The 15,620-nt window shown below is 49.7% G+C and carries 15 protein-coding genes; all 15 read right to left on the bottom strand.

Annotated features, from left to right (window positions below; all coding sequences use genetic code 11):
- Window position 1: 1 nt before the first annotated feature.
- The 15 genes from ACZ5ER_RS11465 to ACZ5ER_RS11395 all read right to left on the bottom strand — a co-directional run bounded on the left by ACZ5ER_RS11465 (window position 2) and on the right by ACZ5ER_RS11395 (window position 15,528).
- Window positions 2–1,126, bottom strand: a complete 1,125-nt coding sequence (locus ACZ5ER_RS11465; RefSeq protein WP_464934501.1) for an AAA family ATPase — start codon at window positions 1,124–1,126, stop codon at window positions 2–4.
- A gap of 62 nt (window positions 1,127–1,188) precedes the next feature.
- The gene (locus ACZ5ER_RS11460; RefSeq protein WP_464934500.1) at window positions 1,189–3,453 is read right to left on the bottom strand and encodes an McrB family protein; all 2,265 of its coding nucleotides are present in this window, start codon (window positions 3,451–3,453) and stop codon (window positions 1,189–1,191) included.
- Entirely contained in the window at window positions 3,450–4,769 is a 1,320-nt protein-coding gene (locus ACZ5ER_RS11455) for a DUF2357 domain-containing protein (protein ID WP_464934499.1), read from the bottom strand. Before ACZ5ER_RS11455 ends, ACZ5ER_RS11460 begins: the two co-directional genes overlap by 4 nt.
- The gene (locus ACZ5ER_RS11450; protein ID WP_464934498.1) at window positions 4,732–5,139 is read right to left on the bottom strand and encodes a hypothetical protein; all 408 of its coding nucleotides are present in this window, start codon (window positions 5,137–5,139) and stop codon (window positions 4,732–4,734) included. The genes ACZ5ER_RS11455 and ACZ5ER_RS11450 overlap by 38 nt, the downstream gene beginning before the upstream one ends.
- 278 nt (window positions 5,140–5,417) lie before the next feature.
- On the bottom strand, window positions 5,418–6,374 hold the full coding sequence (locus ACZ5ER_RS11445) for a tetratricopeptide repeat protein (RefSeq protein WP_464934497.1): 957 nt from the start codon (window positions 6,372–6,374) through the stop codon (window positions 5,418–5,420).
- Between the two features lie 63 nt (window positions 6,375–6,437).
- The gene (locus ACZ5ER_RS11440; protein WP_464934496.1) at window positions 6,438–7,247 is read right to left on the bottom strand and encodes an ADP-ribosylglycohydrolase family protein; all 810 of its coding nucleotides are present in this window, start codon (window positions 7,245–7,247) and stop codon (window positions 6,438–6,440) included.
- Window positions 7,248–7,375: 128 nt separating this feature from the next.
- Window positions 7,376–7,516, bottom strand: coding sequence for a hypothetical protein (locus ACZ5ER_RS11435; protein ID WP_464934495.1), 141 nt, complete (start codon window positions 7,514–7,516; stop codon window positions 7,376–7,378).
- A gap of 43 nt (window positions 7,517–7,559) precedes the next feature.
- Window positions 7,560–7,718, bottom strand: coding sequence for a gamma-glutamylcyclotransferase (locus tag ACZ5ER_RS11430; protein ID WP_464934494.1), 159 nt, complete (start codon window positions 7,716–7,718; stop codon window positions 7,560–7,562).
- Between the two features lie 2 nt (window positions 7,719–7,720).
- Window positions 7,721–8,689: a class II glutamine amidotransferase gene (locus ACZ5ER_RS11425; RefSeq protein ID WP_464934493.1), complete on the bottom strand. Its 969-nt coding sequence runs from the start codon at window positions 8,687–8,689 to the stop codon at window positions 7,721–7,723.
- A 10-nt stretch (window positions 8,690–8,699) separates the two neighbouring features.
- Window positions 8,700–9,728: a DUF7662 domain-containing protein gene (locus ACZ5ER_RS11420; protein WP_464934492.1), complete on the bottom strand. Its 1,029-nt coding sequence runs from the start codon at window positions 9,726–9,728 to the stop codon at window positions 8,700–8,702.
- An 11-nt stretch (window positions 9,729–9,739) separates the two neighbouring features.
- The gene (locus tag ACZ5ER_RS11415; protein WP_464934491.1) at window positions 9,740–11,269 is read right to left on the bottom strand and encodes an MBL fold metallo-hydrolase; all 1,530 of its coding nucleotides are present in this window, start codon (window positions 11,267–11,269) and stop codon (window positions 9,740–9,742) included.
- Window positions 11,270–11,422: 153 nt separating this feature from the next.
- The gene (locus ACZ5ER_RS11410; protein WP_050001920.1) at window positions 11,423–12,031 is read right to left on the bottom strand and encodes an indolepyruvate oxidoreductase subunit beta; all 609 of its coding nucleotides are present in this window, start codon (window positions 12,029–12,031) and stop codon (window positions 11,423–11,425) included.
- Complete coding sequence (gene iorA, locus ACZ5ER_RS11405; protein WP_464934490.1) at window positions 12,028–13,974, bottom strand: indolepyruvate ferredoxin oxidoreductase subunit alpha; 1,947 nt, start codon at window positions 13,972–13,974, stop codon at window positions 12,028–12,030. Before iorA ends, ACZ5ER_RS11410 begins: the two co-directional genes overlap by 4 nt.
- Window positions 13,974–14,150 (bottom strand): hypothetical protein, encoded by a 177-nt coding sequence (locus tag ACZ5ER_RS11400; protein WP_464934489.1) that lies wholly within the window; start codon window positions 14,148–14,150, stop codon window positions 13,974–13,976. The genes iorA and ACZ5ER_RS11400 overlap by 1 nt, the downstream gene beginning before the upstream one ends.
- Window position 14,151: 1 nt before the next feature.
- A complete protein-coding gene (locus ACZ5ER_RS11395) occupies window positions 14,152–15,528 on the bottom strand; it encodes an acetate--CoA ligase family protein (protein WP_464934487.1) in 1,377 nt (458 codons plus the stop codon).
- Window positions 15,529–15,620 lie beyond the last annotated feature (92 nt).

Here is a 15,620-nt window from a genome sequence, read left to right as displayed (position 1 = left end):
CTTACGGGGGGATAAGTGGCTTACCCTGGGGTAAGTTGGTCCTCTTTATGACTTCCTTGACTACTGGGTCAGGAATGGAATAGCCATCTTCACCCTTTTCAAGGTAGCCGTACTTAACGAGGTTCTTCAACAGAGCAGAGAACTTCGCATCGTTTATCTTTCCCGCCTTGAACTCCACGTACTCCTTTATGGAGCTCCATGAGCTGTTTCCAAGGGCAACGGCTTTGAGAATGAACCGGTACCTCGCGCTGTACCTCGTGAGGGCCGAGATTTCGTCAAGAACCAGCGCTTTGGCCCGTTCAAAGAGCTCATCGAGGGCATCTTTTTCGGGGAGCTTTCTAACTCCTCTTATGTAGCCGTAAAGGGTCAGCCATCCGACTATGCCGTCGAGCTTTTCTACGGCTTTCTTGATTTCCTCTTCTTGAACTTTTACCCCAAGCTCGTCGAACCCCCTTCTCAGGAAATCCCCGCTCTGCTCCTTCGAAAACCTCTTCAGTGTTATTTCCCTCGCGTACCTACCAAATAAGGGCTTTTTGGGGTCGTCGAGTCCGATGAAATCGTGGAGCATTCCAACTTCGGAGCCGGTCAGTACAAACGTCAGGTTCGGCAGGTTGTCCACGGCGTACGCTATGAGCCCATCATACTGTATCCCCGAAAGCCTCAGGTACTGGGCCTCGTCGAAGGCGATTATAACTCTCCTCCCGGTTTTCTCGGCCCATGCGTCAAGCCTCTCAAGAAGTCCTGCAAGGTCGGGCTTTTCATCAAACTCCACCTGAAGACCCGAAACCTTAACCCCCTTAATCCTTGAGAGAGCCTTCACAAGTTCCATCCTCACTTTGTCTCTTCCCTTCAGAGACTTGAGAAGGCCTTCGAGGAGTTTTCTCGCAAGCAACTCCTGGGGAATCGAGCCGTGGGTGAAGTATAGCGAGCGAACGTCGATCTTGGAGAAGGGTTTTCCAGATTCGGAGAGAGCAACGTTGAGGAGGGAGCTTTTGCCGAGCCTTCTGATGCCGAGTAGAAGAACGAGAGTTTCTCCGAGCTCGACGGCATCGAAAAACTCTTTGAGTTCTTCTTCCCTGTCGTAAAGGTCTTCCCTTCTCCTCTTTGGCTGGAGGTCGAACAGCAACTTACCCCACCGTAAGTTACTTACCCCGGGGTAAGTTATAAGGGTTTTGGAAAAAATAAATGTCAGCTGAAGCTCGCGAAGCCTATCTCGTACAGCTGGCGGAGCATGCGGAGGACTTTCCTGGCCGTGTGTTTGAAGCGGAAGTTTTCTTTTTCCTTTTCCCAGTTTTTGAGCATGCTTAGAACAGCTTCCCTTCCAAGGTCTTGAACTCTGGTTTTCGCGTTCTCTGAGAGGCACAGCTTTAAGATGACTTTCAAAGGCTCTTCGAGCTTCTTCCTGTTCCCGTGGAACTTCGGGAGAACTTTCATCAGGAGTGCGAGGTCGAAGATTTCGTCATCATCCCTGAATTCCACGATGCCTTTGTCCTGGCTCTCCTTGGCGCTCTGGAAAAACAGCGCAATCTCATCAACGACGCGATAGCCGAAGTGCATATCGTAGGGTTCAAGGACCCCGTTAAGTTCAACGAGAACTCTCCAGTACTCTGTACCTTTTAGCTCTCTGACTGCTTTGTTTGCCTCTTCCTTTGAACGGGCGAGGAATTTGCCCTTTTCGCCGCGAAGGTCGTCCAGTATGAGGCCTTTCAAGGCGTTAATAGTTTCTGGGGATAACTCAGACTCCGAATCCTGTGATGGGTAGTTTTCGAGGTCAACGTCATGGAACTCTACAACGAAAGCTCTGTCCAGAACCTTCGGGCTGAATGAGTAAGTGGTCTCGTCCACGTTCACAGTTCCGATGATGTAAAGGTTTGGTGGGAGTTTGAGTTCCCTTGGAATCTCCCCTTCTTTTTCAACCTTCCCAACCTCGTGGAGCGGTATGGGTTCCCTTGTGAATCCATCATCGTCTCTCCCACTCTCAAGGACGCTGAGGAAGTCAGCGAAGTAGTACTCGACGTGGGCAAGGTTCATCTCGTCGAGAATAACGAAGTAGGGCATGGCGTTTTTTCTGTTGGTTTCATAGTCCCTTTTGGCTTTGAGAATGAAGTTGAGGAGCTTTGTCCGATGGTACTCGCCGGTCAGCGGATTGTAATATCCGAGCAATGCCTTTGAGTCCCTCCAGTCCGGGCGGACGGGGAGAAACAGGAGGTTTTTCTTAGAGTCATCGAGGAGTTCCGCGAGCTCCTGCGCTATCTTTGTCTTTCCGGTTCCCGTCAGGCCCGAGAGGATTACAAAGCCCTTGGTTTTGAGTGCCGTATAGAACTGGGAAACGAGATATGTGAAGAAGTGGTAGCCTTTGGACTTCAAATAACCTACAAGATTTTGGTCATATGTTTTTTCGCTATGTTCTACAGGGATACCGAGCTCCTCTAAAACTTTGGGGTTAATCTCTGTTAAATAAACACCCTGAAGTCTTGCGGGATGTGGGAGGTATTTGATACTGGTATACTTGTACTTTTTATCAAATTCACTGAAGTCCTTAAGTCTTACTAAGTAAAATCTCCCATTCTGGGACTTCTTAAACCAATCCTCAGCAAACTTTGCATATTTTTCACTCCAAATGCCCTCGTTGGTAAATATCTCAATAATCTCCTCTTTTGAAACTTCTTTAACGTTTTCTTTTACTTTAGAATATCCCACTATCTCTCCGTTAACGTCATGAAGCACAATATCTCCTGGTTTCAACAGGCTCATTTTCCCCTCACGGCCATCCCAGTATTTTTGATCCGCTGGAGACCAAAGAAACCTGCCTACATGGTTTTCTTCGTAGGGCTTTCCGGGAGGCTTTGTGATTTCAAGAAAATATCTTTGTTGTCCTTGAGGCTTCTTAGCTTTGTGTTTAAGCCACCACCCAAAATGATCAACAACTATGAAATTGATGTCTTCTGCTTTGCACTCCTCTTTAAAAATAGCTTCTAGCTCTTTAAGACGTTTGAGAATATCTGAGTATTTCTGTGGCTTTTCCCATCCAAGTTCTTGGAAGTACCAATCAACAGTGTTGTTCCAAGGAGCAAAGTATTGGGGGTAATAAAATGCTAAGACCTCTGATATAAGTCCCCTGCCTGCGCCTCTAATTTGTTTCCATTTTTCAAACCGTTCATCAATGTTTCTAAGAAGTTCCTCAGGTGGAGTTTCAACAACCTCCCTAATGAAGTTCTCCCAGAGGTTTTTCAGGTCTTCTGTCGTTCTGATATGAAACCTGAAGATGTTTCTTCCAGAGTGCAAGTTCTGAAGTGCTGTTTTCAGGTCTTCATAATTTCCGCTTTCTTTGACTGTGTTGAAGGTTTTTCTGATATTTTCAATATTGGGAACTATCCACTCAGCTTTTGCTTTGGGAAGTTCTGTTTGACAGTACTCCCTAATCAGATTTCTAAGCTCTGTCATATCTATCATCTTTCCACCCCCGGAACGAACCTGATATATCCAACACCCTTCAAATCTCTGGACAAAAGGCTGCTAAAATCAAAACTCCCGCTTAACTTGCCTTTGTCAGTATCAAAGAACACACTCCTCCTTCCCGGATACAGCACAACCGCGAACCTGCATCCTAACGCGTCCCTGTATGTGTGCATCTTGTAAATGTCCTCCAGCTTTGCCCAGGTCTCGTAGTTTCCGGTTCTCTCCGCGGCCTCATCCAGCTCGTCCAAGTTCTCGACTTCTTCAGTTCTATCAACAACGTCGAGCTTGAACTTGGCGTCGAAAACGCCTATAATTTCAGTGCCCTTCCTTAAGGGGTCACCATTAAATAGTGAGAAGTCTGGCCTCAGAGTCACGGAGTAGCTCCACTTCCTTGGGATTAGCCTTTTGTTGTAGTAGAGCCTCCGGCCATTGTCAAATTGTGCGTAAACGTCTCCGCTTTCTGATAACTCCCCCGCGGGTGTGACAACGATGCGGATGTCCTTCTTCCCAAGGACTCTGCCAAGTTCCTCCACGGGCCTGAAGAAAGCCCAGTACTCGTAGAGCTTTGCTATGTCCCTGTTGTCTATTGCCTTTTGAAGCCCCTCGAAGAAAGGCGAGTACGCCGTGAACTCCCTATACAGCTCAAGCAGGTCACGGTAGCCGTCGCCCTTCAGTAGAGTTTGTGAAGTATATGGGAATAGCGTCATGTCCCCTATTTCTTCCCAGATGCCATCGCCTCTAACGAACTCAAGCTCTTCAAGGAGCTCCCTAATGAGCTTCAGGTCAGCCTTTTTTCCGTTCTCGAAGGCGTTTATTACCCTCTCACTCCACTCGATAAGAATACCAAGAAAATGCTTTGCAAACCTGTTCTCTGGGGTGTCAAAGCTCTTGTACTTTCTACTTCCGAGAACTTTGGTGGGCACGTAGCCGTTCAGGTATCTCGCCACAAGAACACCCTCTCCAGCCGGTGCCAGGTATTCCGGGTGTTCGGTGATTGAAATCAGCGTTTCTGGGGTTACTTCGTCGACCTCATCTGGCCTTAGCCACTCTTCCTCCACTCTAAGTTCTCGTTTCATTCTGTGCACGACTATCTCAAAGGCCTCGATGATTCGAGTTTTGTTTGAGCGGAGGTAATGGTAAGCAAAGAGCTCGTTTACGGGCTCATCGCTTTCTTTCACAGTAAACGCAGTGGGAGACTGTATTGAGAAATTAAGTTTGGAGGAGATGCGCGTTATGTCATCTGTTAAAGCTTGACTTAGGATGTTGAATCTTTCAATCAATTTTTCTACGGCTTTTTCTCTCTTCGACATCTTCTATTTTGCCGAGGTCTATGACTTCCCAGTGTTCTGGGGCAATCTTTTCAAACTTTTCAGAAAGCACAATAATAGGAAATTCACGCTTTTTTCCATCCGACTCTTTGATAATTAGCTTCGATTTTCCAACGTAGTTTTTGAATGCGAAAGTGAATATGTTCTCATTGATGCCACTTCTTGAAATATCCTCCAATCCGGGAATAATAACCTTGGCTCCGTTTGCATCTATTTCGTAAGTCTTCCATTCAAAGAGCACTATCTCGCCACTTTCCTGTAGAAAAGCCCAACAGCTATCTTCAACACTTCCCAACTGAAACGGAAGATTCAACTTTCCATTCTCAATGCACGTAATGACCAATGAAGGCACCAAAAAGCTACTATACACAGAAGTTAATAAGTATTTCGGAGAGAATAAAATTAAAGCTCCTATATTTCCCCAACTTCGCCCAGTGTTTTCCGTATCCCTCTCCAATTAACTCAATACTTCCCCATTAGATTACCATCCGAAGACTTCAAGGCTGGTCCCCCACCCACAAACCAGCCCTCATTTTATTGTGTCAAAGTAGTTTTCTCGTGTTTGCCCTGTAAGGCTCAAAATCATGCCCTCAATTATTTTCCCTGCCAAATGAAACTCATGCTTTGTTTTTACTCCAATGCGCTCTTGTTTCCGGTTATTTTTGCAACGTCTTGCAGGAGCCTGGCACACTCCACAATTTCACTCGATAACATGTACTCTTTCCCGCTTAGTATTGAGAGCAGGGCATCGGTCAGCGGCCATTCATCGCGGTCAATCTGCTCAAGCAATTTTTTAGCTTCCTCAATAGTTAAATTCCCACTGACCAAGTCAAGCGCAACCTTCAGTGCATAAATGTCCGTGTTAGCATCACCAGTCATTTCAGTTATCCTGTCGATATCTTCATCGTAAAACGAAACATCACCAAAATCGTGCTGTGTTGAATAGTGAATGCAGATTGATTTCACCATGCAATCGACTGCCTCCCTCTTCATCCCCAAGTCAGCGTAAGCCAGTGCAAGGTTGTGGAGAACGAGTCCCCTCTCTTTTGCGGTCTCAGCGTATTCCAACGCCTTCTTGAGCACTGGGAGTGCTTCTTCGGAGCGGTTGGTTTCGTAATAGTGGGTCCCGAGATTGTTCAGGGCTATCGCGTAGTACCTCGGGATAACGCCAAGTTCCATGGCCCTTTCTTCAAATTCCACTGCCAGCTTCAGGTACCTCTCGGCCTCTTCCGGGTAGTTCTGCTGAGGGAAATAGATCATGGAGACTGAAGTTGCAACGGCGGCGGCCTTAATGTAGTAATCTGCAACCAGCTTTTTGTAGGTAGGACTTTCGGCCGTGCCAAAGATTTCATCCAAAAGCCTTTTGAGCTTATACTTACTATCGCTTTCGTGCTTTTTCTTGTAATACTCGGCAAGGCTGACGAGCAGTTTTATGTAACCATCAGCATAAAGAAGCTTCTCTCGTTCCCAGGCCTCGTCATACGCTTTCTCAAGGTCCTTCAGAGACTCCTCCGAAAATCCTCCCGCAAGGAATTCTTGAACTGTAATCCCTTCTGGCCTCACAAACTTTCTAACCAGCCCACTCATTGGCATCCCTCTTCTCTATCTCCATAAACGTCTGCAGGGAGCTCTCTATCAAAGCCTTTCAAATCAACTTCCAAGGAGACTATTAATGAAGGCGTTAATTATTTCTCCAGCATACTCCCTCGCCTCAATCTTCTCAAACCACTCCTCGGGAATGGCACCAATTCCATAATACGTTCCAGCCAAACCGCCAGTGACGGCTCCAGTAGTGTCAGCATCCTCCCCAAGAGAGACTACCTCTTTTATCGCATCGGCAAAGCTCTCGTTTCTTAGAAAAGCCCATAGACTCGCCTCAAGGGTGTGGACAGCGTAACCACTGCCCCTAATCTCGTTCCTCTTAACCTCGTGAATCCTCCCGCTCAAGACCCTCTCATAGTGAGTAATCTCCCTGATAAAGGGCTCTTTTGAGTAAAATCTTTTCGCTGTTGCTATCGCTTCATGGTAGGCCCCAAGCTTATCAATTCCGCTGAGGATGTTCCAGACTATTAACGAGTAGATGCCGCAACCAATGAGCGAGCGGGGATGGGCGTGTGTAATCATTGAGACTTCGTGAATGAGCTTGAGCCTCTCCTCCAGCGAGCCGAGCTTGAAGTAAGCGTAATACGCCGCTGGCAGGATTCTCATCAGCGAACCATTACCGTTGTCCCATTCTCCCCTACCACCAGCCTCAAGCGGCGGAACACCCCTAGCAATGCGCTCTATTGCCCTTGAGGTCGTGTTGCCCGGGTCAAATGCATAGCCCCTCGGTGTGAATTCACCTTCATAATACCAGCGAAGGAAGTTCTCTGCAATCCTTTCAATGGTGTAGCCTTCTGTCAGCGCTTGAGCGGTTGCCAGAGTCAACGAGGAGTCATCGCTCCACAAGCCGTCGAGCATTGGAATTTCTTTGGGTTTTGGGTAATCCAATTCCATTGCAAGCCTGCTGGTGAACTAGAAGGTCAGGCCAAAGGCATCTCCAACGAGGACTCCCCAGAGGCCGCCCTCAAGCCTTGAGCGGAGCACACTCACCACCCCTCAAGCTTGACATCATCAAAATCCCCGCTTTTCACTCTTTCTCCACTCGGTTCATGCGCCCACTCCCAGAGAACTGCCCTGCCGAACTTTGTATCAACCTCAACCGGCTTGTAGCCGGCATTTACCTCCATGCGATTGATTTCCTCGAATGTTTCCTCATCAACATCATAGACCTCAACCTTTCAGCTTTCCATTGCCTTTGACGGCGTAAGGGAGGACGTCAACGTAAAGGTCGTAGCCCTTAATCCAGTCCTCTCCAAGGAACTTGCTGTCTCTCAGATAGCCGTGCAGGGGCTTACCCTTCCTCAGGGTGCCGTAAACTGCTATCTTCATAATCACTCCCCCACAATCAGTTTGACTATTGCCGTCCTGTAATCGTTTATTACAACCCCACTCTTGGTGATTTTCAGGAGTTTTAAGTCCACGAGCCGTTTAACGGTCTCATTGAGCTCAACGTTTTCTCCGTTCAAAACCGCTCTGAGGACTTCTACGTCTTTACTATCAAGCATTGGCTCGATTCTCTTACCAATCTTGAGCAGCAAAGCACCGTCCCTGAAGATGTAAAGCTTCTTTTTCTCTATCTCTTCCCAGTCTTCGTTAGTGAGCCTTTTTGTTGCCACAAGGTATGCATACTCGTCTTTGGCTTTCACGTCCCTAAGTGAGACTTCGAAGTCCTCGTCAAGGAGTCTTGCGCGGGCCTTATGCGGTGGGTGGCGCTTCAGCAACCACATGCCCTTGCCCGGGTAATGACTGTATGCAAACAGGTACCTCCCATTGCTCATTAGAACGTTTAGTCTACCATAATCACTGAGCTCGCTCAAAAGCTGGTAGAGTTTGGTGAAGAGTTCCCTTATGGTTCTTATTCCCTCCAAGTTCTCCATTATGTAGCAGAATGCTACTTCAGAGTCCGTCGTCCCTAAGGGCTTGAAACGCTTAGGCAGTCTCTCAACACCGTGTAGCACTCCATTGTGGGCGAAAATCCACTCATCGTACTGTCCAATGCTCTTGATTCTCCTCACGAATGGATGAGTGTTCAGGTAGTTGATTTCACTGGTGGCAAATCTTACGTGGCTTACGATGATTTGGCTCCTTATGTTAAGCCTTGGAAGTGTGAGGGCAATCATGCTTTCGTAAGCAGGAATTGGCTGTTTTATCAGTGAGGCGGCCCTCTTTCCATTGGCGGCTTTTAGATACCAGCCAACGCCCCATCCATGTGGGTTAAATTCACCTTTCCTCACAAAGCCTCGCCACGTAAAGTTGACATCTACCTCTTTGTTTGCGTTAACGCCGAAGAGCTCGCACATATCCCATCCCTCAAGGCACTACTTTGTAAATCCTAATTGCTATCTCTTTGTTTCCGAATTTTGGGTCTCTCCTAAATCTGCAGATTACTATAGGCTCTGGGAAGTCTTCTTTTTCAGTAATCTTCTTCAATTGCCTGATGAAAGTTGGTGGCTTTCTAATCACATATTCTCGGGTAACTTTGAATCCAGTATTCTCCTTCAAGCTGATAAATGGTTCGTATCCATGAGTAGAGTTGCTGAGATAGTTGATCATATGCTCATCAGCAACATAGACGAAGTATCTCTCAATATTGCCCTGCTCTTTTCTAAAGAGGGCGAGCTTGAGAATATCGGCAAACACTGCTCCAGCATTGTCTGGTTTTGGTACTGCATTGTTACCAATCTTCTTCTGGAATTTCATCTCGAACGCTAAGGCTGGCCTGTCTTCTTTGGGAGATACAAACGTGTCGAGCTTTGCATACTTCTTGTTGGGGACTTCTGGATGCAGGTATTCAAGATAAACGTCGAGGGGATCTACTCCCCCAACAGTTGTCAATGCATAGAACATCATGTACCTAATCGTGTCCTCGCTTTCTTGGTAAATTTCCTCAAGCTCAGAGCGCTTCTCAGTTATTGCTTCGAGCCTCTCCTCTACAAGAGAAGCAAATTTCTCAAAAACACTGTACATTTTTCTGTCAAATTCATCAGGTGGGTATTCTCCGAGGTTTGCTGGTAGTTCTATGAGGCTGCTTTGGCTGGGGATCTCCGTTTCAACTTTGTCAGTGCTTTCTCTTATCTCTTCTGCTGTTATTCTGGCTATTTGGAATCCAAGTCTTCTCAGGTATCCCACAGCCTCTTGGGTAGTAAATTTTGAATGATTCAGAGGTTTACCGTTAGCGTATTTATTTGCCAAGGTTATCACGTACTTTGGTGGATACACTCGACCGTTATACACTAAAAGCTGCGTTCTGGGTTTTCTGTTTTCAGGAATTCCATTCTTCTCAATTTCCTCAATTGCTCTTAATACGTGTTCCTGAGAAATATTTCTAGGAATTGCCATTTACCTCCCCCCTAAACCTCCCAGCTTTCTCCATTCTCCAAGATAACGGCCTTTTCACCCCAGTTGGCCTCAAACCATCTCGGATTCTCAGTGTGGACTGGGATAATGTAATCAGGGTCAATTTCTCCAATAACCTCTCTCAGTTCTTCTCGGGAGATATGTCCGGAAGCGTGGAGTCCTTTCTCAAAGATTGGCTTTCCACTTTTGTCAACCTTAAAACCGTGAACTTCAAAGCCAAAGTACTGAAGCCAGTTCCACAATCGTAAAAAGCTGAACTCCTGCTCCTCTCCAAAGGCTTCGCTTGAGGAGTATATGTAAGTGCCGCCGTCGGGCATTACATCGAGCAGGTGGGGCATGTCGTAGAACGAGAAGCAGAGGATGTAGTTTTCCGGGTTTCTCCTGATCTCGAAGGGGGAGACGTAGTAGTCCGAGTAGTTGCCCCAGACCACAAGGGTTTCCCATTTTTGCTGGGTGGCCTTAAAGTTTCCATAGATTCTCAGGTTTTCAAGTCTATCAGCCCCATCAACCATCTTTAGGGCGTGTAGAAAGTAAGCGTCCTTGGCCGTTACCACGAGCTCTCTTCCGGTTTTCTCTGCAATTTTCTTGAAGGTTTCGAGTCTCTCAAAGTTCCTTGCCGAAAAGTCCGCTATTACAAGACCTTTGGCCTCCTCAACGATTTTTAGGGCGTTTTCATGAACTTCCCTCTCGGAGACGTTCTCGTGTTCTTCCCTGCCGACCCTCGTGCCTTCAGTAATCAGGACGCTGGCATTCTTTGCCGCCTTGATGAATTTCTTCGTTTCGTCCCCGTTTTTCCCGTGAAGCCTAAAATCTCCAGTATAAGCTAAACTGACGTCCCCTTCAACTATATAGGCTGTTGCACCGTAAATTGAGTGATCCACGGGGAAAGCCCTGACCTCAAAGCCCAGCCCCTCCTCCCCGAGGGTTTTAACCTCATTGGGGATTATTTTCTTTGTGGGTCTTATGGGATGAAACAGGAATTCGTCAAGCTGTTCCGCTTTCTCGGTGAGAATCACCTTCCTTGATGGATAATGGGCTTTTCTGTCCGCTTCGAGGATATATCCTTCCTCATCTTTGTTCTTTCTTACTTTGTAGTAGGGAATCTCCATTCCAAAATGGCCGCCGCTGGCAGCAGTATCGTTTAAGGCCTTGAGGATTGTGATTGTGGTTGGAGAACCCACTATCGGAATGTTCTCATCGAGAAGAGCGATATTGCCCACGTGGTCGAGGTGGGCGTGGCTTATTAGAACCGCATTGACCGGGACTTTTGGGTATTGGATAACTTCGCTCGTGAGATCTCTCGGAATTAAGTCGGCCCGATAAATGTTGAGCTTTGGTATTAATCCGAGGTGCCAGAGGTCGTAAATTCCCCTCGCGGTTCTTTCAGTTATGAATTCCTCGTAATAGCGGGAGTATTTGGCAAAGTTCATCCCAAAGTCCAAGAAAAGCCCGTTTCCGTTCTCCTCTATGTGAATTTTTGACCCGCCAATGGTATTGGCCCCGTCATAAATAACTACTTTCATGAAGGCACACCAATATACAACTTAGCAATTGCTATTAAATGGTTTTTGTGTTGAATCTTGACTTAATTGAAAATAAAATCCAAATAAAGTTTGCACAAAATTTTGAGTAATTCACCCGTTTGGAAATTCACAAATACAAGGTAAGAAGGGGCCTTAAAGCCCCAGAATCTCCTTAGCGGCCTGGACACCGAGGTCGAAGGCCTTCATGTTCATCTCGACGGCCTTTGGCGGGACGCTGAGCCTTATGACATCTCTAACGTGCTCCGCGTCAAGCGGGAACTCCGGAATCTGGGTCAGGGCACCGATGAGGACGGTGTTAGTAGTTACGACGTGGCCGGCCTTTATGGCGAGCTCCTCGGCGTTGAAGCCTATCCACTTGGCCTTGAAGTCCTCCTCGACTATCTTCCTGATTTCTTCGAGCTCGGGGTAGCGGGCCTTGCCCATCGAGACCTGGACCGGGACGATGGGCTTGGTGTTCACGACGACCATTCCGCCCTCCTTGAGGTAGTTGATGTAGCGGAGCGCCTCGACAGGCTCAAAAGCGAGGATAACGTCGCCCTTTCCTTCAGGAACCATCGAGCCGTAGACTTCCTCACCGAAGCGGACGTAAGAGACGACGCTACCAAAGCGCTGGCTCATGCCGTGAACTTCACCCATCCTGACCTTGTGGCCGGCGTGAAGGGCGGCCCAACCGAGGATGTTTGCGGCCGTAAGGACACCCTGGCCGCCGACACCGGTGATGACAATGTTATACTCCTTCATTCTTCTCCCCCCTCTACGGGCTTAAAGGCTCCAAACGGACAGATCTGAGCACAGCCTCCACAGCCCCAGCACATGCTCGGCTCTATTCTCGCCTGCTTCTTCTCCTCGTCCCAGTAGATTGCCGGACAGCCGTAGGCGTTGATACATATCTTACAGCCGGTACACTTCTCCTCGTCCACGTAGTAGATTGGCCACTTCTCTCCCTTCCTTCTCATCTGGCCTATCCTGTAGAGGGCACAGATCTGCCTCGCGACGACGACGCTGACGCCATCAACCTCAAGGGCCTTCTTTATGGTCTCGTAGGTGGCCTTTATGTCGTATGGGTCGACGACGGCAACGAAGTCGGCACCCATCGCCTTGGCGACGTCCTCTATTGGTATCCTCCTACCCTCACCGTGCGGAGTCTGGCCGGTGCTCGGGTTGGGCTGGTCGCCGGTCATTGCCGTCACGAGGTTGTCGAGGACGACGACGAGCACGTTGGAGCGGTTGTAGATGGCGTTGGCCAGGGCAGGAAGTCCGGTGTGGTAGAAGGTCGAGTCACCGATGGTAGCAACGATGACCTTCTTCTCCTTGCCGGTCTTCCTCTCTTCCTCGGCGAGGCTTCCGTTGAGGGCAACGCTGAGGCCGTGGGCGATGCCTATTGAAGCACCCATTGCGACGGTGGTGTCAACGGCGTTGAGCGGCGGCAGGAGACCGAGGGTGTAACAGCCTATGTCGCTGGGGTAGATGCCCTTTGAGTGGGTGGCCTTCTTTATGGCGAAGAAGCTGTTCCTGTGAGGACAGGCCGGACAGAGGCTCGGTGGCCTCGGCGGGACTATCTCAAGCGCCTTCTTGTACTTTGCGTCAAGCTCCTCGTAGTTGACCGGTGTGGGGATACCGAGGAACTTGGCTATGGCCTCGACGGCCCTCCTCGTGGTCATCTCGTAGACCCTCGGCACGAGGTCCTTTCCGTGGATTGGAATTCTGATGCCCCTGTCGTAGGCCCAGGTCTTGACCTGCTCCTCGACGACCGGCTCAAGTTCCTCGACGATGAGAACCTTCTCAATGCCGTCGAAGAACTTCTCAAGGAGCCCGTACGGGACGGGGAACGGCGTTCCGAGCTTGAGAACCTTGACGTCCTCAACACCGAGCCAGTGGAGGGCTTCCTTGACGTAGGCGTAGCTGAGGCCGGGGGCGATTATACCGACCTTGGCATCTTCCTTGCCCTCTATCCAGTTGAACGGGCAGTCGTTGAGCTCCTCGCGTATCTTCTCTATCTTCTCGAGTATTATCGGGTGGAACTTCCTGGCGTTGGCCGGGACGTCCACGAACCTGCTCGGGTCCTTCTTGAAGTTGCCGAACTTCCTCTTGCCGGTCTTTATTTCCTCCGGGAGTTCCCCAAGGATGACGTCACCGCGGGCGTGGGAAGTCCTTGTCGTTGTCCTAAGGATGACAAAGTGCTTGAACTTCTCGCTGAGCTCGAAGGCGTACTTCGTCATCTCCTTGGCCTCGTGCGGGTCGGAGGGCTCAAGAACCGGGACGTTGGCGAACTTCGCGTAAACACGCGTATCCTGCTCGTTCTGGCTGCTCCACATGCTCGGGTCGTCGGCGACCATTATGACAAAGCCGCCCTCGACGCCCATTCCGACGGCGCTCATGAAGGTATCTGCCGCGACGTTCAGTCCGACGTGCTTCATTGCCGTCATGGCCCTGAGGCCGCTCCAGGCCGCGGCAAGGGCAGTCTCAAAGGCGACCTTCTCGTTGGTGGAGTACTCCATGTAAACGCCCGCCTTCTTTGCCACGATGGCCATCGTGTCAGTGAGCTCCGAGCTCGGGGTTCCGGGGTAGGCGGCGTAAACCGCTATGTTCGCCTCCAGAGCACCGCGTGCTATGGCCTGGTTGCCGAGGAGGAGAACCTTCTCCCCCGGCTTGTCCCACAACACCATGTCTGTAACCTTCGCCATCAAACAACACCTCCATTGCCAGTCGTAATAAATCGAAACTCCCTTATCTCCCTCAAGATGTCGTGCGGGTCATTCTCAGCCGTGCCCAGCATATCCTTCATACGCTCATAGACTTCCCTAACGGTAATGGGAGAAGTAGAGGGAAATTCAGCTTTCTGCCTCGGGGTTGTCCTCATCTCACTCCTCCTCCAAAACGCCGGCGTTCCTCGCCTGCTGGACGAGGGCATAAGCGCCAGCGGCGACATCTTCCGGCCTCTCGTAGCTCGGAATCCCGTTTGCCTCAAGGAGCTCCTTAGCCTTCTCACTCACGTAGCCGGCCATGAAGAGGCCGAGAACCGGCTTTCCGTTGTTGACTTCCTTAACTGCCCTGATGATGCCCTCCGCGTGCTCGGTTGGCGTCATGCCCGCGAAGGTCGGAACGACACATATTGCGATGAGCATGTCCACGTTCGGGTCTTCGAGGAGGGCCTTCGCGGTCCTGTAGTAGTCCTCACCGCGGGCGCTCGCTATCATGTCAACCGGGTTCTTCACGGCTGCCATCGGCGGAAGGAACGAGCGGAGCTTCTCTATCGTCTTCTCCTCAAGGTTCGCCAGCTTCAGTCCGCGCTTGTCTATCTCGTCCGCGGTCAGAACTCCCGGCCCACCGGCGTTGGTCATTATCGCGACGCGCTTTCCTTTTGGCAATGGCTGGGTAAAGGCCCTCGCCATGCTGAGCATGTCGTCTATTGTCTCGGCCACGAGGACGCCGCTCTGCTTGAAGGCAGCTTCATAAATCTTCCAGCTTCCGGCTAAAGAACCCGTGTGGCTCGAAGCGGCCCTCGCACCGCTCTCGCTTTTTCCTGCCTTGAGGGCTATGACGGGCTTCCTCTTAGTAACGCGCTTGGCTATTTCTATGAACTTCCTTCCGTCCCTTACTCCCTCGATGTAGAGGGCGATGGCCTTGTCCTCCTCGGTGTCGGCTAGATACTCCATCAGCTCAGCGAAGTCGAGGTCGGCCATGTTTCCGACGCTGATGAACTTGGAGAAGCCTATTCCTTCCTTGACGGTCTTGTAGACGATTCCGGCTCCCAAAGCACCGCTCTGGCTCACGAATGCTATGCTCCCCTTCTTGGCGTCCATTATGAATGTCGCGTTCATGTCGTTGTGTGTGTTCATTACGCCGACACAGTTGGGCCCGATGAGCCTCATGCCGTAGCTGTGCGCTATCTCGACAAGCTCGCGCTCTTCCTTCTTGCCCTCTTCACCGGTCTCACCGAAGCCGGCAGTTATAATGACGGCCCCTTTGACGCCCTTTTCGCCGCAGTCGATTATCGCCTGCTTCACGAACCTCTTCGGGACGACGATTATGGCGAGGTCAACTTCGTCCGGGATGTCCCTGACGTTCTTGTATGCTTTGACGCCCTGAACGGTCTCGTCCTTGACGTTGACGGGGTAAACCCTGCCGTCCTTGTACTTCTTGAGGTTCTTAAAGACTTCATAGCCGAGCTTCATGGGGTCGTTGGATGCTCCAATGACGGCTATAGCCTTCGGTTTGAAGAAGTAGTCCAGGTTCATGGTCTCACCGTTAAAATCTCCGGTGAATCGTATATAAGCTTTCCCAAAAAGGACAGCGTGATGAATATGGGCACTAAAGTGAAAAAACAGGG

It is taken from the genome of Thermococcus marinus (assembly GCF_055389025.1).
Note: the sequence above shows the minus strand (reverse complement) of the source record. Positions and strands in the feature narration are given on the sequence as shown.

Excerpts from the sequence above, each read along its gene's own strand:
- ACZ5ER_RS11460 (WP_464934500.1), bottom strand. The coding sequence starts at position 3,453 with ATGATAGATATGACAGAGCTTAGAAATCTGATTAGGGAGTACTGTCAA.
- ACZ5ER_RS11455 (WP_464934499.1), bottom strand. The coding sequence starts at position 4,769 with ATGTCGAAGAGAGAAAAAGCCGTAGAAAAATTGATTGAAAGATTCAAC.
- ACZ5ER_RS11445 (WP_464934497.1), bottom strand. The coding sequence starts at position 6,374 with ATGAGTGGGCTGGTTAGAAAGTTTGTGAGGCCAGAAGGGATTACAGTT.
- ACZ5ER_RS11440 (WP_464934496.1), bottom strand. The coding sequence starts at position 7,247 with ATGCTCGACGGCTTGTGGAGCGATGACTCCTCGTTGACTCTGGCAACC.
- ACZ5ER_RS11435 (WP_464934495.1), bottom strand. The coding sequence starts at position 7,516 with ATGGAGGTAAATGCCGGCTACAAGCCGGTTGAGGTTGATACAAAGTTC.
- ACZ5ER_RS11430 (WP_464934494.1), bottom strand. The coding sequence starts at position 7,718 with ATGAAGATAGCAGTTTACGGCACCCTGAGGAAGGGTAAGCCCCTGCAC.
- ACZ5ER_RS11425 (WP_464934493.1), bottom strand. The coding sequence starts at position 8,689 with ATGTGCGAGCTCTTCGGCGTTAACGCAAACAAAGAGGTAGATGTCAAC.
- ACZ5ER_RS11420 (WP_464934492.1), bottom strand. The coding sequence starts at position 9,728 with ATGGCAATTCCTAGAAATATTTCTCAGGAACACGTATTAAGAGCAATT.
- ACZ5ER_RS11415 (WP_464934491.1), bottom strand. The coding sequence starts at position 11,269 with ATGAAAGTAGTTATTTATGACGGGGCCAATACCATTGGCGGGTCAAAA.
- ACZ5ER_RS11410 (WP_050001920.1), bottom strand. The coding sequence starts at position 12,031 with ATGAAGGAGTATAACATTGTCATCACCGGTGTCGGCGGCCAGGGTGTC.
- iorA (WP_464934490.1), bottom strand. The coding sequence starts at position 13,974 with ATGGCGAAGGTTACAGACATGGTGTTGTGGGACAAGCCGGGGGAGAAG.
- ACZ5ER_RS11400 (WP_464934489.1), bottom strand. The coding sequence starts at position 14,150 with ATGAGGACAACCCCGAGGCAGAAAGCTGAATTTCCCTCTACTTCTCCC.
- ACZ5ER_RS11395 (WP_464934487.1), bottom strand. The coding sequence starts at position 15,528 with ATGAACCTGGACTACTTCTTCAAACCGAAGGCTATAGCCGTCATTGGA.